Annotated in this window: 19 protein-coding genes and 1 riboswitch; of the genes, 12 read left to right on the forward strand and 7 right to left on the reverse strand. The window is 59.4% G+C overall.

Features of this window, described 5'->3' with window-relative positions:
• From ETC00_RS10075 to adh, 3 genes are all read right to left on the reverse strand, one after another.
• Positions 1 to 484, reverse strand: a 484-nt coding sequence (locus tag ETC00_RS10075; RefSeq protein WP_171565875.1) for a transposase, incomplete at its 3' end; no start/stop codon positions are given.
• A gap of 191 nt (positions 485 to 675) precedes the next feature.
• Complete coding sequence (locus tag ETC00_RS10080) at positions 676 to 1,050, reverse strand: DUF779 domain-containing protein (RefSeq protein WP_171565876.1); 375 nt, start codon at positions 1,048 to 1,050, stop codon at positions 676 to 678.
• A gap of 7 nt (positions 1,051 to 1,057) precedes the next feature.
• A complete protein-coding gene (gene adh, locus ETC00_RS10085) occupies positions 1,058 to 2,578 on the reverse strand; it encodes an aldehyde dehydrogenase (protein ID WP_171565877.1) in 1,521 nt (506 codons plus the stop codon).
• A 234-nt stretch (positions 2,579 to 2,812) separates the two neighbouring features.
• Between adh and ETC00_RS10090 the strand changes: the two genes are divergently transcribed.
• The 3 genes from ETC00_RS10090 to ETC00_RS10100 all read left to right on the forward strand — a co-directional run bounded on the left by ETC00_RS10090 (position 2,813) and on the right by ETC00_RS10100 (position 8,887).
• On the forward strand, positions 2,813 to 4,600 hold the full coding sequence (locus ETC00_RS10090) for a sigma-54-dependent Fis family transcriptional regulator (RefSeq protein ID WP_171565878.1): 1,788 nt from the start codon (positions 2,813 to 2,815) through the stop codon (positions 4,598 to 4,600).
• A gap of 192 nt (positions 4,601 to 4,792) precedes the next feature.
• Positions 4,793 to 5,731 carry an NAD(P)-dependent oxidoreductase gene (locus ETC00_RS10095; protein WP_256379884.1) on the forward strand — a complete coding sequence of 313 codons (939 nt, stop codon included), beginning with the start codon at positions 4,793 to 4,795 and terminating at the stop codon, positions 5,729 to 5,731.
• Between the two features lie 270 nt (positions 5,732 to 6,001).
• Positions 6,002 to 8,887, forward strand: a complete 2,886-nt coding sequence (locus ETC00_RS10100) for a WG repeat-containing protein (protein ID WP_171565880.1) — start codon at positions 6,002 to 6,004, stop codon at positions 8,885 to 8,887.
• 168 nt (positions 8,888 to 9,055) lie between these two features.
• Here the strand turns inward: ETC00_RS10100 and queF are convergent, their stop codons facing one another.
• The 4 genes from queF to queC are packed head-to-tail and all read right to left on the reverse strand — an operon-like array spanning position 9,056 to position 11,477.
• Positions 9,056 to 9,553, reverse strand: coding sequence for a preQ(1) synthase (gene queF / locus ETC00_RS10105; protein ID WP_171565881.1), 498 nt, complete (start codon positions 9,551 to 9,553; stop codon positions 9,056 to 9,058).
• A 39-nt stretch (positions 9,554 to 9,592) separates the two neighbouring features.
• On the reverse strand, positions 9,593 to 10,321 hold the full coding sequence (gene queE / locus ETC00_RS10110; protein ID WP_371808892.1) for a 7-carboxy-7-deazaguanine synthase QueE: 729 nt from the start codon (positions 10,319 to 10,321) through the stop codon (positions 9,593 to 9,595).
• Complete coding sequence (gene queD / locus ETC00_RS10115; protein ID WP_171565883.1) at positions 10,318 to 10,806, reverse strand: 6-carboxytetrahydropterin synthase QueD; 489 nt, start codon at positions 10,804 to 10,806, stop codon at positions 10,318 to 10,320. Before queD ends, queE begins: the two co-directional genes overlap by 4 nt.
• Positions 10,806 to 11,477 (reverse strand): 7-cyano-7-deazaguanine synthase QueC, encoded by a 672-nt coding sequence (gene queC / locus ETC00_RS10120; RefSeq protein ID WP_256379882.1) that lies wholly within the window; start codon positions 11,475 to 11,477, stop codon positions 10,806 to 10,808. Before queC ends, queD begins: the two co-directional genes overlap by 1 nt.
• Positions 11,478 to 11,559: 82 nt before the next feature.
• Positions 11,560 to 11,603: riboswitch (PreQ1 riboswitch) on the reverse strand.
• A 169-nt stretch (positions 11,604 to 11,772) separates the two neighbouring features.
• Between queC and ETC00_RS10125 the strand changes: the two genes are divergently transcribed.
• The 9 genes from ETC00_RS10125 (at position 11,773) to ETC00_RS10165 (ending at position 22,352) form a co-directional block, all read left to right on the forward strand.
• Entirely contained in the window at positions 11,773 to 12,483 is a 711-nt protein-coding gene (locus tag ETC00_RS10125; RefSeq protein WP_171565885.1) for a copper homeostasis protein CutC, read from the forward strand.
• A 133-nt stretch (positions 12,484 to 12,616) separates the two neighbouring features.
• The gene (locus ETC00_RS10130; RefSeq protein ID WP_171565886.1) at positions 12,617 to 12,958 is read left to right on the forward strand and encodes a hypothetical protein; all 342 of its coding nucleotides are present in this window, start codon (positions 12,617 to 12,619) and stop codon (positions 12,956 to 12,958) included.
• A gap of 204 nt (positions 12,959 to 13,162) precedes the next feature.
• The gene (locus ETC00_RS10135) at positions 13,163 to 14,359 is read left to right on the forward strand and encodes a galactokinase (protein WP_171566042.1); all 1,197 of its coding nucleotides are present in this window, start codon (positions 13,163 to 13,165) and stop codon (positions 14,357 to 14,359) included.
• Positions 14,360 to 14,413: 54 nt separating this feature from the next.
• The gene (galT, locus tag ETC00_RS10140) at positions 14,414 to 15,412 is read left to right on the forward strand and encodes a galactose-1-phosphate uridylyltransferase (protein WP_171565887.1); all 999 of its coding nucleotides are present in this window, start codon (positions 14,414 to 14,416) and stop codon (positions 15,410 to 15,412) included.
• A complete protein-coding gene (gene galE / locus ETC00_RS10145; protein ID WP_171565888.1) occupies positions 15,412 to 16,407 on the forward strand; it encodes a UDP-glucose 4-epimerase GalE in 996 nt (331 codons plus the stop codon). Before galT ends, galE begins: the two co-directional genes overlap by 1 nt.
• A 24-nt stretch (positions 16,408 to 16,431) precedes the next feature.
• Positions 16,432 to 18,147 (forward strand): phospho-sugar mutase, encoded by a 1,716-nt coding sequence (locus tag ETC00_RS10150; protein WP_171565889.1) that lies wholly within the window; start codon positions 16,432 to 16,434, stop codon positions 18,145 to 18,147.
• Positions 18,137 to 19,219, forward strand: coding sequence for a M24 family metallopeptidase (locus ETC00_RS10155; protein ID WP_171565890.1), 1,083 nt, complete (start codon positions 18,137 to 18,139; stop codon positions 19,217 to 19,219). The genes ETC00_RS10150 and ETC00_RS10155 overlap by 11 nt, the downstream gene beginning before the upstream one ends.
• Positions 19,220 to 19,330: 111 nt before the next feature.
• Complete coding sequence (locus tag ETC00_RS10160) at positions 19,331 to 20,551, forward strand: ROK family transcriptional regulator (protein ID WP_171565891.1); 1,221 nt, start codon at positions 19,331 to 19,333, stop codon at positions 20,549 to 20,551.
• A gap of 172 nt (positions 20,552 to 20,723) precedes the next feature.
• Positions 20,724 to 22,352, forward strand: coding sequence for a long-chain fatty acid--CoA ligase (locus ETC00_RS10165; protein WP_171565892.1), 1,629 nt, complete (start codon positions 20,724 to 20,726; stop codon positions 22,350 to 22,352).
• Positions 22,353 to 22,414: the final 62 nt, after the last annotated feature.

The raw sequence follows: 22,414 nt of genomic DNA on the forward strand, positions 1-22,414 counted from the left end.
TGATGTATTTGTTCTTGTTCGCACTGGCTTTTACATGGGTGGAATCAATATACAGGACCGAGGGATCTACAAATCCATGATGGCAAGCCTCCTCGAGAATACGAGTAAAAATCTTTTGAAACAGATCCGTTCCTTGGAATCGTCGTACGTAGTTTTTACCGAACGTAGTGAAGTGGGGAATCGGTTGTGTAAAGTCGTAACCCAGAAACCACCGATAAGCAATGTTCGTTTCGATTTCTTTGATGGTTTGTCGCATGGAACGGATTCCAAACAGGTATTGGATGAACACCATTTTAATGAGGACGACGGGGTCAATGCTGGGTCTTCCGTTGTCGAGAGAGTACCGGTCTTTCACCAAGTCGTAGATGAATGAAAAGTCGATGGCATTTTCGATTTTGCGAACGAGATGATCTTGTGGAACCAATTCATCTAACGAGACTACGGATATCTGATAACGACCTTCGGCCTGTTGCTTGTTCAGCATGCTTCCACCTCTATAAAGCGTTGAATGTCATGTTTATTCGACAAAAAAGCGTGTAGACCTTGTACCTTCGGTACTTTGTCTACACGCTGAGCCGATGTTCATTTGGAACATCGGCTTTTTTTCTGCCCGGGGGCGCTCCTGCTCCCGGAGGATGGCGAACAGCCCGGATCACGGCGATCCGGGCTGCGTATTCAGCGGTTCCATTCGTCTTGAAGCTGTTGATACTCTTCCGGGGTAAACAGGCTGGAGCGGGTGAGAAAGCGCACCCCTTCCGGCCCTTCCAGGGAAAACATGCCGCCGCGGCCTTCGACGACGTCGATCACGAGCCGTGTGTGCTTCCAGTATTCGTACTGGGCCCGGCTCATGTAGAAGGGACATCCGCCGATTTCACCCAACAGCACGTCACTGTCGCCAATGAGAAACTCTCCTGCCGGGTAGCACATCGGCGAACTGCCGTCGCAGCAGCCGCCCGATTGGTGAAACATCAGCGGGCCGTACTTGGCTTTAAGCCGTTCGATCAGCGCCAGCGCGGCGTCGGTAGCCAGCACCTTCTGCACGTTGGCCATCGTCTTCTCAAAAGAAGCCCAGCGCATCGGGGCTGTAGCTGACCAACAGGTTTTTCGTCTGCTGGTAGTGCTCCAGCATCATCTTGTGCGTTTCCCGTCCGATGCCGGACTGCTTGTACCCGCCGAACGCGGCGTGGGCGGGGTAAGCGTGGTAGCAGTTGGTCCAGACGCGACCGGCCTGAATGCCCCGGCCCATGCGGAAGGCTGTGTTGATGTCCCGCGTCCAGACACCGGCACCGAGGCCGTACAGCGTGTCATTGGCGATGGACAGCGCCTCTTCTTCGCTGGCAAACGTGGTCACAGCCACCACCGGACCGAAGATTTCCTCTTGGAAAATGCGCATCTTGTTGTGCCCCTTGAAGACGGTCGGCTGGATGTAGTAGCCGTTTTCCAGACCGCCGCCGAGCGACTGCCGTTCGCCGCCGGTCAGCAGTTCCGCGCCTTCCTGCTTGCCGATGTCGATGTAGGAGAGAATTTTTTCCATCTGCTCGGTAGAGGCCTGCGCGCCGATCATCGTCTCCGTGTCCAGCGGATTGCCCTGCTTGATCGCCTTGACACGGGCCAGCGCTCTTTCCATGAACGGCTCGTAGATCGATTCGTGGATCAGGGCGCGGGACGGGCATGTGCACACTTCCCCCTGGTTGAGCGCAAACAGCACGAATCCTTCAATTGCCTTGTTCAAAAACGCGTCGTCCTTGGCAAACACGTCGGGGAAGAAGATGTTGGGCGACTTGCCGCCCAGCTCCAGCGTGACGGGGATGATGTTCTGGGATGCGTACTGCATGATCAGGCGGCCCGTCGTCGTCTCTCCGGTGAAGGCGATCTTGGCGATGCGGCTGCTGGATGCGAGCGGCTTCCCGGCTTCCAGTCCGAAGCCGTTGACGACGTTCAGCACGCCCGGGGGCAACAGATCGCCGATCAACTCCAGGAGGACCAGGATGGAGGCGGGCGTCTGTTCAGCGGGCTTGATGACGACGCAGTTGCCTGCGGCCAGCGCCGGAGCCAGCTTCCAGGCGGCCATCAGCAGCGGGAAGTTCCACGGAATGATCTGGCCGACGACGCCGAGCGGCTCGTGGAAATGGTAGGCGACGGTATTGGCGTCGATCTCCGCCAGCGTTCCCTCCTGGGCGCGGATGCAGCCGGCGAAGTAGCGGAAATGGTCGATCGCCAGCGGCAAGTCGGCAGCCAGGGTCTCGCGGATGGGCTTGCCGTTGTCCCAGGTCTCCGCCACCGCCAGCATCTCCAGGTTGGCTTCCATCCGGTCGGCGATTTGGTTGAGCACGCGGGCGCGCTCCGCTGTAGACGTCCGGCCCCACGCGGCTTTGGCGGCATGGGCGGCATCCAGCGCCAGTTCGATGTCTTCGGCGGTGGAGCGGGGCACTTCGCAAAAGACCGCGCCGTTGACGGGGGAAACGTTTTCAAAATACTCCCCTTTTACAGGCGGGACCCACTGACCGCCAATGTAGTTTTCGTAGCGTTTCTTGAACGTCACCTTCGCGCCGTCCTGTCCGGGTTGCGCATAGATCATGGAATACCCCTCCTCATGAAAAATGTTGATGAATTTGTTGATGGCAGCTGCCTCTATCCATGTGCAAGGAAGATGCCAACTCCGTAATCTGCGTCGTTTTCAGGCGAAATGTGGAACATTGCTCCGGCTGCCTGTGCCATAATGGAACAGCGGTGCCCCAAAACGGAACATTTATAAGATTCGGACGATTATGGTACCATAGAAGTACGTAATGATCGGAAAGGAGGCCTATTGATGTTCGATCAGGTGTTTCTGTCAGACTTCCCGCCTGATGTTGCCTTGTCGTGGAAGCGCTCTCATGAACGCGGGCTCAAACCGGATGACAAGGCGGATGACCAGATTATTACCGGCACACTGATCAAGGAACTGATCGACCGGCACCGCTCTCTGGTCAGCCATGCCGAAACGGTCTTTTCCAAGCTGTATCCGGTCATCCGGCAGTTTGGCTGCGTCGTCTTTTTGACCGACCGGGAAGGGACGATCCTGTATGCCAGCGGCGATGCTGAATTTGCAAACCGCGCCGCTCAGGTGCAGCTTCAGGTGGGCGCCAACTGGCACGAATCGAGAAAAGGAACGAACGCCATCGGAGTGGCGATCGAGGAGAAAAAGCCGGCGTTCGTAAGGGGAAGCGAGCATTATTTTGTGGAAAACCGCTTCCTCACCTGCGCTTCGGCCCCCTTGTACGGCAAAAACGGGGACTTTCTCGGGGTCATCAACATCAGCGGTCTGCACGACCGGTTCCACCCGGTGATTGCGACTTTTGCGCCGCTTGCCGCCGAACTGCTGCAAAACCGCTTCATGATCGAAGAGATGGAAAAGGAGCAGCTGATTACGCTGCGGCAGCTGGAAGCAGTGTCTGACCACCATCCGCTGCCGCTGCTGACGCTGGACGCCGACCGGCGCGTGACCGGCGCCAACCGGGCTGCCCTCCGCCTCCTGGGAGAAGATTGCCTCGGTCAAACCTTTTCGCCCAAATCCCACTTCCAGGTGATCCCGATCAAGGACGAGACACAGCGAGTCTACCGCTCAGTTGCGATCGGGACAAGCCCGACCAGGGAAAAGGCATCCCGGCAGGAGCGGGGCCCGTATACCTTTGCCGACATCTACGGAGAGTGTCCGGCCATCCTCCGGGCCAAGGAGCTGGCCCGAAAAGCGGCAGGGAGCTCGCTGGCCGTCCTGATCACCGGGGAGAGCGGGACCGGCAAGGAGCTGTTCGCCCAGGCGATCCATGCGGCCAGCGGACGGGGGCCGTTTGTGGCGGTCAACTGCAGTGCCATTCCTGACACCCTGATCGAGAGCGAACTGTTCGGATACGAGAAAGGAGCGTTTACCGGCGCGCAAAAAGAAGGGAGTCCGGGCAAGTTTGTCGCGGCCAACGGGGGAACGATCTTTCTCGACGAGATCGGAGACATGTCCCTCCGTGCACAGGCTGCGCTGCTCCGGGTGCTGCAGGAAAAAACGGTCACGCCCGTGGGCAGTGCCGTGGCCAGACGGGTGGACGTCCGCGTCATCGCCGCCACGCACCGGAACCTGCCGGCTGAGGTGCAGGCGGGCCGTTTTCGGGCTGATCTGTACTACCGGCTAAAAGGCATTATTCTGCATTTGCCCGCGCTGCGAGAGCGCAGTGATCTTCGACAATTGGCCGGACACCTTCTGCGCAAGCATGCAGACACGCCGGCAGAGCTGTCCCCGGAAGCGCTGGACAAGCTGTGCAGGCACTCCTGGCCCGGCAATATCCGGGAGCTGTTGGCCGTGCTTCAGCAAGCGTCGTTTCTGGCGGAGGGAGCAGTCATCAGGCCGGAGCACGTGATCATAGACGAGCCCGCCATGCGGGATGATGCGCCGACTTCGCTGCGCTGTCACGAACAAAAAGCGATCGAGGAGGCGCTGCTGGCGACCGGGGGTAACATCTCCCAGGCTGCCCGGCTGCTGCACATCGGCCGCAACACGCTGTACCGGAAGATCAAAAGCTACGGCATCCGGCTGGGCCCGGAAGCGGACAAAGGACACTTGCGGATGTGACAGCATTGTGGAAGCCGGCCGTAGTGCCGAAAATCAGGCAGGAAGCGAGGCAGCCGTGCGACCCGGTGCATGTGTATTCGAAATATTCAGTATAATCCGTAGTCAACCACGCGCTGATTCCGGCAATTATGGCATTGCCACGCTGTTGGCGCTGGCGTGCAGGATTTTGGACGGCGGCAGGAGAAGTTCCCTCTGTGTGAAACAAGCCATCAGCGGAAGGGAGCGGAAACGATGACAGTACAGAACAAAGATGTGGTGATCGGATTTGTCGGCACCGGCGTGATGGGGAAAAGCATGGCGTCCCATTTGATAAAGGCGGGGTACCGCGTACTCGTGTACAACCGGACCAAAGCAAAGGCGGAGGAGTTGATCGCCCAGGGAGCGACGTGGATGGACCGGGTGTCCGACCTGGCTAAAGCGGCGCAGGTGATCATCACCATGGTCGGCTATCCGAAAGACGTGGAAGAGATTTATCTGGGGGCGGATGGTATCGTGCATCATGCCAAGCCTGGCGCCTACCTGATTGACATGACCACGTCCAAGCCGTCGCTCGCCGGAACGATTTACGAAGAGGCGAAAAAGTGCGGGCTCTTTGCCTTGGACGCGCCGGTCTCCGGCGGTGACGTGGGGGCGCGGGAAGCGCGTCTGACGATCATGGTGGGCGGCGATGAGGACGCCTATGCGGCGGTGGAGCCGATCCTGCGGGTGATGGGCACCAACGTGATTCGGCAGGGCGGCCCCGGCGCCGGCCAGCACACCAAGATGTGCAACCAGATCGCCATCGCCACCAACATGATCGGCGTCTGCGAAGCGATCGCGTACGCGAAACGAGCCGGACTGGACCCCACCCGCGTGCTGCAGAGCATCGAGGCGGGAGCCGCGGGAAGCTGGTCGCTCAGCAACCTGGCGCCGCGGATGATCGCCGGCAACTTCGCGCCCGGCTTTTACGTGAAGCATTTCATCAAAGACATGACCATCGCGCTGGAAGCGGCCAAGGAGATGGGGCTGATGACCCCCGGGTTGGAGCTCTCCAAATCGCTGTACGAGGAACTGGCCGCGCAGGGTGAGGAAGACAGCGGCACCCAGGCGCTGATCAAATGGTTTGACAAGCAGTTCGCGTCATCCGTGTGACAAGGCGAGAGCCGACGTGATGTATCGGCACAAAAAGCAGGACCGGTCCGTCCCGGGAGCAGTCCCCGGCGGGCGCGGTCCTGTATCGCTTTTGGCACCCCCATTCTCGTGTCGCTGCTTATCAGCATGTGAAGGCAGACCGATGTGCCGAAACTGCCTGCCGTCGTCATAAGCGGAGCGCAGCAGAGCGAATACGGAAAACCGGAAACGCAACCATTTTGGTCCGGAAACGTCTTACAATTGACAGCCAAAACAGAAGGGAGACCCAACGTGAACAAACGAATCGCAGCCCTGGTCACGTCCGTCGCGCTGGTATGGAGCGCGATGATGCCGACCGGGCAGGCTGCCGGCCAGGGCACTGTTCATCCGTATATAACCGATTACAAAATCGGCTTCACCGACGGCAGCTCGCTCGTCACCAAAGCGGTTTTCGACGATGCTGCCAAGCGGGGAGATTATTATGTCGTGACCAAAGGCGGCAAAAAAGGGATTCTCGACGGTCGCACCGGCAAGGAGATTACGCCGTCTGTCTGGGATGATGCCGACATCCCCGACGGGAAAAACATCGCCGTCGTCCGCAAAGGCGGCTGGTTTCAGTACATTGATCTGCCGAAACGGGCCCTTTCCCCAAGCAAATTTGCCGGCGCCCACACATATTTTCTGTCCCGGACATACCCCACGGTGATTGCGATGGGCGGCAGCACCTCCATGCTGCTGGACCCGTCCGGCAAGGTGCTGCTGCCGCCGTTCCAGGGGAAAATCGAAATGGTGGACGTGGCGGTACGGGGAACGGATGATGAAGACGAAAGCGTCCGTTATCTGGTGGCGACCACTGCCCAAAAACTGACCGTGTACGATCCGGTTACCCTCAAGCCCTTGTTTTCTCTGCCCCGCGCCTCGCTGGTTCCGAACAACGGGTTGAAACCGGCGTACATCCGGATCGCATCCGGCGGCAAGCAGGGATTGGTCGACCTGAACGGGCGATACCTCCTGGAGCCCAAGTACAAGGCGCTGGTTCCACTGGAAAACGGCTTCTTCCGCGTGGAAGCTGAGGAGGGCGTCGGCCTGTGGAAAGACGGCATGCTGGCTCCCCCCAGCTTTACTGATGTCGGTGTCTTGCGTGATGTGCCGGACGCCTATTACACCGTGTCTGGGGGAGGCATCACGTACCATTCGACGGCCGGGGGAACCTCCTTTGCGCTCAAGCAGTCGGAGTACCTGCACGGCGGTTATGTGTTGGGACAGGACCCGTCCACCGGGTTGTACGGCGTCAAAAACGTCCGGGGTGAAACGGTTGTGCCGTTTGTCTACCCGCGCGTGGAACGGGTGTCGGGGATACGGCTTTTGGTCCGCTCCGACGGCAAGAAAGGCATCCTGCGGGGCGAGTGGGGCAGGCCCGTACAGGAGCCGGACGCCTGGTTTGACGCCGTGACCACGATCGGCGATTACAATATGGTGAGCGTGCAGGACGGGACAAAGGTGGGGCTGTATTCGCAGAAGGCGGGTCTGCTCGTGCCGCCTGCGGAACACACGCTGATCAGCTACGATTCGTACGCGGGAACGGCTACCGTCACCGGACCAGACGGCAAGCAGCGGATCTATCGATCGGACGGCTCATCCCAGGATGCGAACGAGCCGACCATCTACCCACTTACGGACACGTTGTCCGCGTCTGTCAACAAGGAAGGGGACGTGGTCATTATCGAAAAGGAGACCAGGCAGCCAATCAGCAAGCCATACCAGTCCGTGTACACTGATCACGAGCTCGTGGTCGCTGTTGACGGTGATGCCGCAGACCTGTACACGCCCGATGGCAATATGCTGACGACAGACGTGAAGATCGCGGCTCGGTATAAAAGCATCGAGCGGCCGATCATGTTGATCGACATTGGCGAAGCCATCTACACGGCCGGGACAAAAAATGGCACGGGCGAACTGGCGCTGGTAAAGATCGCAAACGACTCCCTGCAGGTGGAAAGCGACTTTCGCTATCACAGCTTTACCGCCTGGCAGGTAAACGAGCGCGCGCTGTTCGTGTTTGTACAGAAGGACGGCAGACGCGATCTGTGGTTCGCAGGGGGAGACGGGGCCGCCCGCAGGTTGGAGGGGATCAGCGGCTATCGTGTCGATAGCAATAGCGGACTAGTCTTCGTTCAGGGTAATGGCGGTTGGGATGTCTACGCGGCAGACGGAAACCGGCTGACAAACGGCGGATACCGCTCGCTGGAAGTGATCAAAACCGTCGGCGGGCAGCGGTTCGTCGCCTACCAGGACCAGCGCACCGGTTTGTACGGCCTGTTGGGGACAGACCTCCGCGTGTTGACACCGCCGAAATACGAAAGCGTAAAGCCGGCAGACAAGGTATTCAGCCAGTTCGGCCTGTCACCCGACCAGGCACCGCCGTTCGTATTTACCGCAGGGGGCCATTTTGGCTACCTGAACAGCAGCGGACAGGAGGTGTTCCGCACGGCGCTGTTCACGAAAAAGCCTGCGGTCTCGTATCGTCCGCTGACGCCGCAGGCGTTTGCAGCCTACAGGGAGCTGTTGCGAAACAATCCGCTTGAGCTGGCGGACTTCGGCAAACCGTACCGATGGCCGGAGGCGGACAACAGCGAGCGCGTGTTTTTCGCCAACCTGGCGCTCTACTTTAACTTGCCGGTCAATTCCGGGAAGCGCGAAGTCCTGCAAGCGCTGATCGCCAAAGGGATCATCAAGGACGATCCCCGCCGCGCTATCCTGTCGGATGACGACTTCTTCGCGCTGATGTATTACGTCGTGAATGGAAAGACGAGCCAGTCTCTGACCCAGCAGCAGTTGCGGGACTGGGCGGAAAAACGGGGGCTGGTGCGGGAGAGATGGATAAAAGGTGTTGAGCAGTCGATAGACAGCTGCTACACCGAATACCTGCAGTCCTTTTTCCAGGAGCTGCTGCGGACACAGGCGGCGGCCGTCAAGCCGAAACCGCTGTCCTTCGCCACGCTCAGCGAAGCGCAGCAACAAATGCTGCGATCCCTCATCGTGGTGAACGGCCGGGAGTATGACCAACTGCCGCTTCCGCTTCCGCAGGCTGAGGTAAAACGGCACCTCGAACAGCTTGTCCGCCAGTACAATAAACAGGCGCCGCTGCTGCTGAAAGCGGCCCAGGCGGCACGCTAGCGGGAGACGAAGCGGCGGCCCGCGTCTCATTGTGTCTCCGGATGGCAACACGCCCATTCTTTTCAGGACGTTTTTTACAGGCAAAATGCCAGACGATCGGCTCGTCTGGCATTTTTTTGAGGTGGGCCGGTGGCGGTGTATGCGCCGCGGCTTCACCTGTCCGTTCTGTCAGCGGTTGTCCACCTTCTCCGGGTACATGTCGTGGTTCATCAGGCGGTACTCCGCCATCTTCTCGTACTTGGTGCCCGGTCTGCCGTAGTTGCAGTACGGATCAATGGAAATCCCGCCGCGCGGGGTGAACTTGCCCCACACCTCGATGTATTTCGGGTCCATCAGCTTGATCAGGTCGTTCATGATGATGTTGACACAATCCTCGTGGAAGTCACCGTGGTTGCGGAAACTGAACAGGTACAGCTTCAGCGACTTGCTCTCCACCATTTTCTTGTCCGGGATGTAGCTGATGTAGATGGTGGCAAAGTCGGGCTGTCCGGTAATCGGACACAGGCTGGTGAACTCCGGACAGTTGAATTTAACAAAGTAGTCGCGGTACGGATGCTTGTTGTCAAACGTCTCCAGCACATCGGGATCGTAGGTGTAGCTGTATTTCGTCTGCTTGTTGCCCAGCAGCGTGAGCGAAGAAAGATCTCGTTCCTGATGGTTATCCATGCAATATTCCCCCGTTTCGTTTGAAAAACGCGCCATTTGTCAGACGCCCCGCTTGTTGCCCCACACCAGCGCGTGAAGCTGGGGCAGCACTTTGACGTCGTTCATGTCGGCTGCGGTCATCGTCCGCTCGATCAGCCATTCGTAGGCCGCCAGCAAGCGCTCCCGCAGACCGGCGAGATCGGCCTGCGCCACGTCGTCGTTCCCTGCCTGCAGATAAAAGGGAACGCGCGGATACCGCAGATGCACCTGGCGGGCGTAGTCAAAATCGGCTTCGTCAAACACGACCACCTTCAGACTGGTGCGCACATCGCCGGCTCGGCCGGACAGCGCGTGCACCATCGCATCCAGCGCGGCGAAGTCGGTGGTCATCCCGGAACTGGGCGGTTTGGGCGAGATCGTCACGTCGTCAACCTGCAGCAGCCAATCCTGCCACCGGCTGCCCTGCGTCTCGACCGCCGTCCGGATGTTTTGCTCCCGCAGCAGCCGGACGAGCTGCCCGACGTTGGCAATCAGCGCCGGATTGCCGCCCGAGATGGTGACGTGGCCAAAGCGGTCCTGCCCGATGCGGCGCAGCTCTCCCCAGATTTCCTCGGGCGTCATCTGCCGGATTTCGCCTGCGGCCGAGCCGTCCCAGGTAAAGGCGGAGTCGCACCAGCGGCAGCGGTAGTCGCAGCCGGCGGTGCGCACAAACATCGTTTTCTGGCCGATCACCATGCCTTCTCCCTGAATGGTGGGGCCGAAGATTTCCAGCACCGGAATGGTGTTCACTCGTACATCCACTCCCGTCTCACTTCGGCGTAGCTGGTCGGCGTCTCGTACAGGCGGACAAATTCCACGCGGGCACCGTCATATCGGTCGCGGTACGCTTCCGAGCTCAGCTGCGCCTCCATCTGCTCGAACAGCCAGACCACCATGTTTTCCGCCGTGGTGTTCATCGGCGGAAGCATCTCGTTCAGGTAGCGGTGGTCCAGGTACACTTCGATGTGCCGCTTCCAGATCTCCTTGATGTCGCCGAAATCAATGACGATGCCGATCTCATTCGGATAGCCGCTGATGCCGAAGATCACCTTGTAGGTGTGGCCGTGCAGGTTTTTGCACTTTCCTTCGTAGGCGTGCAGGTGGTGAGCGGCGTCAAAGGTAAACTCCTTGCTGACCAGCACCCGCTTGCGGTGATAGCGAAGCTGTTCTTTTTGAATCTCTTTGCCCAGCGTTTGCAGCCGGTCGACAATGCGGAAGTCAAAAAAGCCGCTCATCAGGCCTTCACCTCCCCGCGTTCCCGCAGGTAGGCCTCCAGGCCGGCTTTCCGCAACTTGCAGGCGGGGCATTCGCCGCAGCCGTCTCCCTTGATGCCGTTGTAGCAAGTGAGTGTTTTTTCGCGGATATAGTCAAACGCGCCCAATTCGTCGGCCAGTTTCCAGGTCTCCGCCTTGTTCAGCCACATGAGCGGCGTGTGGATGACGAACGGATAATCCATCGCCAGGTTGAGCGTGACGTTCAGCGACTTGATAAACGCGTCGCGGCAGTCGGGATACCCGCTGAAGTCCGTTTCGCACACGCCGGTGACCAGATGGCGGGCCCCCCGCTGTTTCGCAAAGACGGCGGCAAACGACAAGAACAGCAGATTGCGGCCGTCCACGAATGTGGAGGGAAGCTGGCCGTCTTCCTGGGCGATCGGAATGTCGGTTCGGGTCAGCGCGTTGGGTGCCAGCTGATTAAGCAAGCTCATGTCCAATACCGTGTGTTCTACACCCAATTCCTCGGCGATTTGCCGGGCGCATTCGATCTCCAGATTGTGCCGTTGCTGATAGTCAAACGTAATCGCGGCCACGTCGCCAAACTGCTTGCGCGCCCAGAACAGGCAGGTCGTGCTGTCCTGGCCGCCGCTGAAGACGACGACGGCTTTTTCCTGTTTCATGCTCTCCATCTCCTTTGCGTTGTGGTGGAAGAAAGAGAGTTCTTGAACTGAATCCTGCAAAAAAAACAAAACAATACCAAGGGTACTGTTTTTCACCTTAGTTTTTTATAGAGGGAGTTCGCGAACCTCTCCCATGCGTGCGCATGGATTTTCCAGTATGCAGTTGTCATTCGGTATGGGCATGGCTATTCTGATTATACACTATTTTTGCCGTCAGCGCGGACTGCCGTTATTTGGCTTGCTACATCAGTCCGATCGGCTGCGGCCAGTTACCTATGCAAGACACGAGAACGGAGGAAGCGCGATGGTACTGGAAGTGATAGCGACGACAGTGGAGGACGCCAAACGGGCAGAGCGGGGAGGGGCGGATCGGATTGAGCTGATCAGCGGTATCCTGGAAGGGGGCGTGACGCCCAGCTGCGGTTTGATCGACGCGGTGGTCAAAGCCGTCTCCATCCCGGTCAACGTCATGGTACGGCCGCACAGCCAGTCGTTTTGCTACACGGCCGACGATCTGCGGGTAATGCGCGAAGACATCCGCGTCATCCGCGAGAGCGGTGCGGCGGGCATCGTCCTCGGCGCCCTGACGCCGCAGGGTGAGGTGGATACGGCAGCGCTGGAAGAGCTTTTGGCCGAAGCGGAAGGGCTGGACGTCACGTTCCACCGCGCCTTTGACGAAGCCGCCGACCAATTGGGAGCGGCAAGCGTGCTGCTTCACTATCCGCAGGTGCGGCGGATACTCACATCCGGGGGACAAAAAAGCGCGCTGGACGGGGCGGAGCGGATCGCCGACCTGGTGCGGTTGACCGCGGGGACGCATCTGTCCATCATGGCCGGCAGCGGACTGACGCTGACGACGATGGCCGATGTGATCCGCTCTACCGGCGCGACGGAAGTCCATTTCGGCACCGGCGTGCGCGAAGACGGCCAGGCGCAAAAGCCCGTGGACGAGGCGAAGGTGGCGGCGGTGAAAGCGGCGCTACATACGCTGATGTTGGAACGGCCCGGCCATTGAGCCGGGAGCAAAATGACGGCAGCGGCGGATGCGTAATGATTGGGCCACGAAAAGAGAGGGTACGACTCCATCCGCCGGAGTTGCCCGCAAGTAAAACGTTAATTGCTGCCAAGGAGCTGATGAGGATATATGTATGAAGGGAAAAATCTTTATCATTTGTGCATTTTTTATCATCCTATTGCTCGTAAGCCTTAATATTTACAAGCTGCTCAACGTCCCCACATATTCGTTAGAACGCAACGTACAAGTGGTGGTTTTTAATGGCACTGAATATTCCATCAGTAAGGTAACGATCAATGGTGATGTTTACTACTGGGATATTTCTGCTGATCCGGCAGCCTTTACGTTTGGCAAACTGATCGGGCAAACACAACATGGCGAACGCATATATGAAGTGAAGAATGACAAATCAAAAGTAATGATTACGTCGTTCATGAGTCCGCAGTTTATCTACACGAAAGACAAAAGGTACTGAGTAGGGCGTCCCTAACAAAAAAATCAATGATTGAGAATCAGCTTTGTGCGTAGTATTATTTAATTAATTTAATAAAGTATGTTTCCCACTCTCCACGGCCCTGCCGGTTGGCAGCCGGAAAAGCAGGGGTTGACGTTGGCAAGCACCTGGAATCGAAAGGGCTGCCGCCGACATCATGCCGGCGAGAGGAGAAAGGAAAGGGTGATGTCTGTGGAGATCTACGCACAGCTGCACGCGAGATTTCGCGAGGAGTTTGGCATACGGGAAGACGTCCGCGTCTTCTTTGCGCCGGGGCGGGTCAATCTGATCGGGGAGCATACCGATTACAACGGGGGCTATGTGTTTCCCGCCGCCCTCACGTACGGTACCTGGGCGCTGGCCGCTCCCCGGCAGGACGGGGTGTACCGGTTTGCTTCCGTCAATTTTCCCGGGAAAACCTCGTGTGAAGCGTCCCGCATCGTCTACCGGGCAGAAGACGGATGGGCCAATTATCCCAAGGGCGTTGTACATGAACTGACGGCGCTGCCAGAATGCGCTCCGCTGCTGAAGGGGGCCGATTTGCTGTTTTTCGGAAACATTCCCAACGGGGCGGGCCTGTCGTCTTCGGCTTCCGTGGAATTGGCGGCCGCTGTGGCCGTGACCGCCCTGGCGGGGATCGACATGCCGATGATGGAACTGGTCAAACTGGCGCAGCGGGCGGAAAACCGCTTTGTCGGGGTGCGCTGCGGGATCATGGATCAATTCGCGGTCGGGATGGGGAAAAAGGAGCATGCAATCATGCTGAAATGCGACACGCTGACTTACGAATACGTGCCGTTTCGCATCGACGGATACAAGCTGGTGATTACCAACTCCAACAAGCGGCGGTCCTTGACCGACTCCACGTACAACGAACGCCGCCGGGAGTGCGAGGAAGGATTAAGCGAACTGCAGAAGCGTCTGCCGCATCTCCGCTCGCTGGGCGATCTTTCCGGCAACGAGTGGCGGCAGGTCAGCACGTCCCTCTCCAACGAGGTGATTCGCAGGCGGGTGGAGCATGTAGTCGCCGAAAACGAGCGGGTCATCCAGGCGGCGCAATGCCTGGCAGCCGGTGATCTGCACGCGTTCGGCCGCCTGATGAAAGCTTCGCATGAATCACTGCGCGACCTGTACGAAGTGACCGGATTCGAACTGGATGCGCTGTTTGAAGCGGCGGCACAGGCTGACGGCTGCATCGGCACCCGCATGACGGGGGCAGGGTTCGGCGGCTGCACGGTCAGTCTGGTGCAGGCGGACGCCGTGGACGCGTTCAAGCGTCAGGTTGCCGGACGTTACACGCAAGCCACAGGGCTGGTACCCGACTTTTACGTGTGCGAGCTTGGAGACGGAGCGGGCGAAATCGTCCTGCCTCCTTCCGCGTAACCTCTGCAAGCATCCTGAAAACGAAACGAACGAGAGCAAGGAGGAATCTGGCCAATGGCTGAACTGCGCTACAATCCCCTGCTGCGCGACTGGACGATGGTGGCGTCCAACAGGCAGCACCGTCCGCACATGCCCAAGGATTACTGCCCGTTTTGCCCGGGCTCGGGCAAGGTGCCGGACCACTACGACGTGTACAAGTACGACAACGATTTTCCCGTGCTGACGCCCGATCCGCCGAAACCGGACCCGGTGCAGACCTCCCTGTACCGAACGGCGAAGTCGTACGGGAAGTGCGAGGTGATTCTGTACTCGCCCGATCACACGAAAACATTGCCGGAACTTTCTGTTGATCATATCGTCAAGCTGGTCGACCTGTGGGCGGAGCGTTTTGCTGAACTGGAAAAAGACCCTCGCCACCAGTACGTGCTGATTTTTGAAAACCGGGGCGAAGAATGTGGGGTCACCATGCCCCATCCGCACGGACAGATTTACGCCTACTCCAAAATGCCGCTGAAAATCAGGCAGGAGCTGGAAAGCTGCAAGCTGCACTATCAAGAGACGGGCAAGTGCCTGCTGTGCCAGATGAATGACGAGGAGAAGAACTTCCAACAGCGGGTCATCATCGAGAACGACCACTTTCTCGCCTACCTGCCCTTTTTTACGGATTACCCGTACGGCGTGTTTATCGTCAGCAAACAGCACAAAACGGCGATCACCGATTTTACTGCGGAGGAAAAACGCAGCCTGGCCGCGATCCTTCGCGACACCACCGGAGCGATGGATCAACTGTTCGATAGGCTGTTCCCGTACATGATGGTCATGCACCAACGCCCCGTCAACGGCGACGACGTGGAGGACTATTACCATTTCCACATCGAGTTTTACACGCCGCTGCGGGATCGGGACAAAATCAAGTTCTACGCCTCTTCGGAGATGGGAGCGTGGGCGGCGACCAATCCGCAGTCCGTGGAAGAGACGGCGCCCCGGCTGCGGGAAGCGTATCGGCGGTTTTTGCAAAAAGATGGGCGATTGCCCGAGGGAGGCGGCGCATAATGGCGATTCTGGTGACAGGTGGAACAGGGTATATCGGCAGTCACACCGTGGCGGAGCTGCTCGCCCACGGCGAAGAGGTCGTCGTGGTGGATAACCTCCGCACAGGACACGAGCGGGCCGTGCTTGGCGGCACGCTGTACCGCGGAGACATCCGGGACCGGCGGTTTCTGGACGAGGTGTTCCGCGCCCATGAGATCGAAGCGGTGATTCACTTCGCGGCCAAATCGCTCGTCGGGGAGAGCGTCCGCGATCCGCTTGGCTATTACGACAACAACGTGATCGGCACTCATACCCTGGTGTCGGCGATGCTGGAGCACGGCGTCCGCAAGGTGGTCTTTTCATCGACAGCGGCCGTCTACGGCGAACCTGAGCGCATCCCGATCCGGGAAGAAGACCCGACGGTGCCCACCAATCCGTACGGCGAGACCAAGCTGGCCATGGAAAAGATGTTTCGCTGGTGCGACCAGGCGTACGGACTGAAGTCGATCTCGCTGCGCTACTTCAACGCGGCCGGCGCCCACCCGGATGCGCTGATCGGGGAAGACCACGAGCCGGAGAGCCACCTGATTCCGCTCGTCCTGCAGGTAGCGCTGGGGCGGCGGGAGCAGATCGAGATGTTTGGCGACGATTACCCGACCGAAGACGGGACCTGCATTCGCGATTACGTGCACGTCATGGACCTGGCGAACGCACACCGGCTCGCCCTGAACTACCTCCGCACGCACAACCGGAGCGATGTGTTCAACCTGGGCAACGGCACGGGCTTTTCCGTGAAACAGGTGATCGACACCGCGCGGAAGGTGACGGGCCATCCGATTCCCGCCAAAGTTAGCCCCCGGCGGGCGGGCGACCCGGCCGTGCTGGTCGCTTCCGCCGATAAGGCGAAACGGCTGCTCAACTGGCAGCCGCGCTGCCCTGAGCTGGAGACGATCATCGCGAGCGCGTGGAACTGGCACCGCCGCCACCCGCACGGCTACGCCAGTGTGGACCGGTAAAGAGAGAGGAGGGGCAGATGTGAAATGAACGCGCAGGCAGAATACGAACGATGGCTTCGGCATGAGGAGCTGGACCCGGACCTGAGACGGGAACTGTTCCAAATCGAAGGAGACGAGCGTGAAATCGAAGATCGGTTTTACCAGTCGCTGACGTTTGGCACCGGCGGACTGCGCGGCGTTCTGGGAGCCGGCACCAACCGGATGAACCGCTACACGGTCCGCAAGGTGACGCAGTCCCTGGCTCGTTTCCTCGTCCGGCAGGGGGACGCTGCGATGCGGCGGGGAGTGGTCATCGCGTACGACTCACGGCGACAGTCTTCCGCATTTGCCCGGGAGGCGGCGCTGGTCCTGGCGGCCAACCAGGTAAAGGCGTATTTGTTTGAAGGTGTGCGTCCCACGCCGGAACTCTCCTTTGCCGTTCGCCATCTGGGGGCGGCCGCCGGGATCATGATCACGGCGAGTCACAATCCGCCCGAATACAACGGCTGCAAGCTGTACGGAGCCGACGGTGCCCAGCTTACCGCGGACGCGGCGGAGGCAATCGCAGCGGAATTGGCGGACGTGGACGAACTGGCGGTGCCGCTGGCGGACGCGGAGGATGCTGCGGCACAGGGGCTGTTGGAAGAGATAGGCGCAGCGATGGACGAGGCCTATGCCGCCCGGCTGCGCACGTTGGCATTCCAATCCCGGGAGAACAACGCAGACTACCGCGTCGTCTACACGCCGCTGCACGGAACGGGCAGCGCGCCGGTGCAGAGGGCGCTGCTCGACATCGGCTTCCGGCATGTGACCGTCGTGCCGGAGCAGGAGCGGCCCGATGCCGATTTTCCGACAGTGGCCTCTCCCAATCCGGAAGACCCGGCGGCGTTCGCCTTGGCGATCGAGACTGCCGAAAAGACGGAAGCCGACCTGGCCATGGCCACCGACCCCGATGCCGACCGCGTTGGCGTCGCGGTGCGGGACGGCAGCGGCGCATTTGTCTGCCTGACCGGCAACCAGTTGGGAGCGCTGCTGCTCGACTACATCCTGTCCCAGCGTGCAAAACGACAAGCGCTGCCCGGCAACGGGGCGATCGTGAAGACGATCGTCACATCGGAGATGGGCGCCGCGATTGCCGCCCGGTACGGCGTGGAAACAGTGGAGACGCTGACCGGCTTCAAGCATATCGCGGAAGCCATCCGGCAGTGGGAGAAGACGGGAGAGAAGACGTTTCTCTTTGGCTACGAGGAGAGCTGCGGCTATCTGATCGGCGATTTTTGCCGCGACAAGGACGGGGTGCAGGCGTGCATGTTGACGGCGGAGATGGCAGCCTACTACGCCAAGCAGGGGAAAAGCCTGCATCAGGTGCTGCTGGCGCTGTATGAACAGGTAGGGTTTTATCAGGAAGCGCTGGAATCGTTCACGTGGACCGGCCGGGAGGGTGCCAAGCGAATCCAGCGGCTGATGGAGCGCCTGCGCAAAGAGCCGCCTGAACGGGTGGGTGATGCTGCGGTGACCGCACGCAAGGATTATCTGCCCGGAATTGATGGGCTGCCGCCGGCCGACGTAATCAAAGTCCTGCTCGCGGACGGTTCGTGGTTTGCGGCCCGTCCTTCCGGCACGGAGCCGAAGATCAAGTTTTACTTTGGCGTAAAGGGAACGGATGCGGCTGATGCGAGCGAACGGCTCAACCGCTTGAAAACGGACGTTTTGCAGTTTATCGGAATGACGAAAGGAAGTGACCTGTGCCATGCCCACTGAGGCAGTAACGAAAATACGGGCGTTTTTGAACGCGCAAAATCTGGACGGGGTGCTGCTCCGCACACGGTCCAATTTCGCCTGGGCGACCGGAGGAGGGGACAACCACATCGTCAACACGACGGAGTTGGGCGTGGCGGACCTGCTGATCCTGTCCGACCGCATGTACTGCATTACAACGCGGATGGAAGCCGCCCGCATTCGTGACGAGGAACTGGCCGGCTTTGGCTGCGAGTTCGTCACGCCTGAATGGTATGAAGGAACCGATGAAGCGATCCTGCAGTTGTGCGCGGGAAAAGCTGTGGGTGCCGACGTCTGGTTCCATCACCTGCCCAATGTGGCCAGTGAACTGGCGCAGATCAGGTCCACGCTGACAGGCGAGGAGATGGAGCGCTACCGCCAGCTGGGGCAAACGGCGGCCAAGGCGCTCGAAGCCACCTGCCGGGAGCTCCAGCGGGGGTGGACGGAGCACGAAATCGCCGCCCATCTCGCGGCCAAGCTGCTGAGAGAAGGAATCAACCCGCAGGTGCTGTTGGTCGCCACGGACGAGCGGATTTTCCGTTATCGCCATCCAATTCCGACGGAGAAGCAGCTGGATCGCTACGCCATGCTCGTGTTGTGTGCGGAAAAAGGGGGACTGGTGGCAAACGCCACCCGCTTCGTCCATTTCGGGGACCTTGCGCCCGAGTTGGAAGAAAACAAGCGGAAGCTGGCGGAGATCGAGGTGGCGATGATTGCGGCGACGCGACCGGGGGCGAAGCTGGCGGACATCCTGCAGCGGGGGATTGAAGCGTACAAACGGGCGGGATACCCTGACGACTGGCAGCTGCTGCATCAGGGAGGGCCAAGCGGATACGTCCCCCGCGAATTTCTCGTCGGTCCGGGCGAAACAGGCGTCGTCCGGGCGCAGCAGGCCTACGCCTGGAATCCGTCGATTCGCGGCATCAAGATGGAAGATACCTTCCTCGTTCACGAGGAAGAGATTGAATTCATCACGCACACGGGCGAATGGGTGTACATGGAGGCGGCAAGCGAAGGGCGGACGTACCTGCGGCCGGACATCCTGATCCGCTAGGTCTAAAGACAGCGGAACAAATGACCGGACTGGCACCGGACAGCGGCTTGTGGTATCACTGGTGTGTGGATTGTGCACATCGGGCACGCTGACGTGAAAGGAGGGATATGCATGGTCCGAGGCATGGCAGGCAGCTTTCAGCTGATGAAATCGCTGAACAAGTCGCTGATCCTGAACGTCATCCGCACCGAAGGGCCCATTTCCCGCGCCGACATTGCAAAACGGACGCAGTTGACCGCTCCGACGGTTACGAATATCGTCGGCGAACTGCTGGAATCCGGTCTGGTGATCGAAAGCGATCTGGGCGTCTCCAGCGGCGGCCGCAAACCCATTTTGCTGCGCATTCATGCTCAGGCATTTCAGGTAATCGGCATCGACGTGGGAACGCAAGACATCAAACTGGTGCTGACCAATTTGGATGCGGAGATGCTCGACTCGCTTAGGGTCAGCATGCCCGCCGGCCTGACCGGCGAACGGCTGCTGGCACTGCTGACAGAGGCTGTCCGCAGCATCATGGACCGGAATCGGTTGAACAAAGCGTCCGTGATCGGGATTGGCGTAGGGATGCACGGATTGGTCAATCCGGCCGAAGGGGTGTCGATCTACGCCCCCAACCTGAACCTGCGCAACGTTCCGATTCGTGAGAGCCTGCAGACTGCGTTTGGACTGCCGGTGGAAGTGGAAAATGACGTGCGGGCCATGGCGCTGGGCGAAAGCTGGTTCGGCAGCGGCCAGAATATCGATCACTTCGTCTGCGTCAATGTAGGACGGGGGGTCGGGGCCGGGATCATCATCGACCGAAAGCTGTTTGACGGAACCACCCACACGGCCGGCGAGTTGGGTCACATCACTGTCGATCCCGCAGGGCCGCAGTGCAGTTGCGGAAACTACGGCTGTCTGCAAGCCCTCGCCTCCGGTCCGGCGATCGCCGGCAGGGCCAAGGCGGAGCTGCAGCGGGGCCGAACAAGCATCATCGCCGAACTGGCGGGCGGAGACTTGGATGCGGTCACTGGCGAAACCGTCCATGCAGCCGCGCTGCAGGGGGATGCGCTGGCCATTGAGGTGCTGCAGGCTGCGGGACGTTACCTGGGCATCGGGATCGCCGCTGTAATCAACGTCCTTAATCCGGCACGGGTGATCATCGGCGGAGGAGTGGCCAAAGCGGGAGATTTTCTGCTGCAGGCGGTCAACGAGACGGTGCGCAACCGGGCGCTGCAGACGCCCGCAGAAGCCGCGTCCATCACACTCTCCAGGCTGGGCGATCACGCCACGGCGATCGGCGCGGTCACGCTGGTGCTGAAAAAACTGTTCGCTCCTGATTATGCGACATAGATGTGACAGGCGTTTAGGCACGTACCCCGAAACAAATGTGAGCCCTGGGTTTTGCAGGCAGGCAACCCAGGGCTCGTTTCTCGTTTGCAGAAGGATTTCGGACGGCAATATAGTATAAAATAGTATGTATTTTCAAAATAATAATTGTACTTGTGCAGGGGGTGGTTGGCGCATGATGAATGTCCAGTTGACCATCGCGCCTATGATGGAAAGGGCGGAACAATACTTTTCCAGGAAACAGGTGATCTCCCGAACGGCGACCGGGATTCATCGGTTGACGTATGGAGAGATCGGCGAACGAACGCGCCGGCTGGCGAGTGCCCTGAAAAAATTGGGCGTCAAGCGCGGCGATCGCGTAGGGACACTGGCGTGGAATCACCATCGGCACCTTGAGGCGTATTTCGCCATCCCGGGGATGGGAGCTGTGCTGCATACGATCAACATTCGTCTTTCCCCCGACCACATCACGTACATCATCAACCACGCAGAAGATCAGGTGCTGCTGATCGACGAAGACCTGCTGCCGCTCATTGAGGGCTGCAAGGATCACCTCCATTCAGTGAAGGCGTACATCCTCATGACGGATCACGAGGAACTGCCCGCCTCCAGCCTCCAACCGCTTTACTCGTACGAAGCATTGCTGCGGGAGGGCGATCCCCATTTTGAGTACCCCATCGATATCCAGGAGAATGAACCTGCCGGCATGTGCTACACGTCAGCCACGACAGGGAAGCCGAAAGGAGTAGTGTACACGCACCGCGGCATTGTCCTGCACTGCATGGGCATTGGGCTGGTCGATTCGCTCGCGCTGTCCGAGTCCGATGTCTGCATGCCGGTCGTTCCCATGTTTCACGTGAATGCCTGGGGACTTCCGTTTGCCGCTACGTGGTTCGGGACGACCCAAGTGCTGCCCGGCCCCAGATTCACTCCGCAGCTGCTGGCCGAGTTGATCGAATCCGAAAAGGTAACCGTTGCTGCAGGTGTCCCGACGATCTGGCTGGGCCTGTACCAGGAGCTGGAAAAAGGACGTTACGACACCAGCAGCCTGCGCAACATCGTCTGCGGCGGTTCCGCTGCGCCCAGAGGGATGATCAAGGCGTACGCGGAGAAGTTCAACATCCCTGTCCTGCATGCGTATGGCATGACCGAAACCAGCCCCCTCGTTACCGTTTCCCGCCTGAAAAGCTATCAGCAGGATTTGCCGTTGGAAGCCAAACTGGATGTGTACGCCAAGCAGGGGATGGTGGTACCCGGGCTGGAAGTCAAGGTGGTCGGACCCCATGGTGAAGTGAAATGGGATGGACAGGAAATGGGAGAACTGCTCGTCCGCGGACCGTGGATTGCTGATGAGTATTACCGGGATGAACGCTCCCAGGAGGCGTTTATCGACGGATGGCTGCATACAGGGGACGTGGCGACGATTGACGAAGAAGGGACCATCAAGCTGGTCGACCGGACGAAAGATTTGATCAAGAGCGGCGGCGAATGGATTTCATCCGTCGATCTCGAAAACGCGCTCATGGCCCACGAGGCAGTGTTGGAAGCGGCCTGCATCGGAGTTCCCCATCCCAAGTGGGACGAGCGGCCCGTAGCCTGCGTGGTGCCAAAGGCGGGCAGCGAAGGCAAGGTGACCAAAGAAGAGCTGCTCGCGTACCTGGCTCCGCAGTTTCCCAAATGGTGGTTGCCGGATGACATCGTCTTCGTAAGCGAGATTCCCAAGACGACCGTGGGGAAGTTCATGAAACGCGCCTTGCGGGAACAGTTCCAGCATCATTTCACCGCACAAACAGATGTCCGGTAAGCAACGGAAAAACCAGCGGGATATTGGCTGCCCGCTGGTTTTTTGGTTGACACAAAAGTTGT

This window comes from Brevibacillus sp. MCWH (assembly GCF_013096935.1).
GTDB classification, from domain to species: Bacteria; Bacillota; Bacilli; order Brevibacillales; family Brevibacillaceae; genus Brevibacillus; species Brevibacillus aydinogluensis.

Bases quoted from the DNA above. Each gene is read 5' to 3' on its own strand.
- ETC00_RS10080 (WP_171565876.1), bottom strand. From the start codon at position 1,050: ATGGCCAACGTGCAGAAGGTGCTGGCTACCGACGCCGCGCTGGCGCTG.
- adh (WP_171565877.1), bottom strand. From the start codon at position 2,578: ATGATCTATGCGCAACCCGGACAGGACGGCGCGAAGGTGACGTTCAAG.
- ETC00_RS10090 (WP_171565878.1), top strand. From the start codon at position 2,813: ATGTTCGATCAGGTGTTTCTGTCAGACTTCCCGCCTGATGTTGCCTTG.
- queF (WP_171565881.1), bottom strand. From the start codon at position 9,553: ATGGATAACCATCAGGAACGAGATCTTTCTTCGCTCACGCTGCTGGGC.
- queD (WP_171565883.1), bottom strand. From the start codon at position 10,806: ATGAGCGGCTTTTTTGACTTCCGCATTGTCGACCGGCTGCAAACGCTG.
- queC (WP_256379882.1), bottom strand. From the start codon at position 11,477: ATGGAGAGCATGAAACAGGAAAAAGCCGTCGTCGTCTTCAGCGGCGGC.
- ETC00_RS10125 (WP_171565885.1), top strand. From the start codon at position 11,773: ATGGTACTGGAAGTGATAGCGACGACAGTGGAGGACGCCAAACGGGCA.
- ETC00_RS10130 (WP_171565886.1), top strand. From the start codon at position 12,617: ATGAAGGGAAAAATCTTTATCATTTGTGCATTTTTTATCATCCTATTG.
- ETC00_RS10135 (WP_171566042.1), top strand. From the start codon at position 13,163: ATGTCTGTGGAGATCTACGCACAGCTGCACGCGAGATTTCGCGAGGAG.
- galT (WP_171565887.1), top strand. From the start codon at position 14,414: ATGGCTGAACTGCGCTACAATCCCCTGCTGCGCGACTGGACGATGGTG.
- galE (WP_171565888.1), top strand. From the start codon at position 15,412: ATGGCGATTCTGGTGACAGGTGGAACAGGGTATATCGGCAGTCACACC.
- ETC00_RS10150 (WP_171565889.1), top strand. From the start codon at position 16,432: ATGAACGCGCAGGCAGAATACGAACGATGGCTTCGGCATGAGGAGCTG.
- ETC00_RS10155 (WP_171565890.1), top strand. From the start codon at position 18,137: ATGCCCACTGAGGCAGTAACGAAAATACGGGCGTTTTTGAACGCGCAA.
- ETC00_RS10160 (WP_171565891.1), top strand. From the start codon at position 19,331: ATGGTCCGAGGCATGGCAGGCAGCTTTCAGCTGATGAAATCGCTGAAC.
- ETC00_RS10165 (WP_171565892.1), top strand. From the start codon at position 20,724: ATGATGAATGTCCAGTTGACCATCGCGCCTATGATGGAAAGGGCGGAA.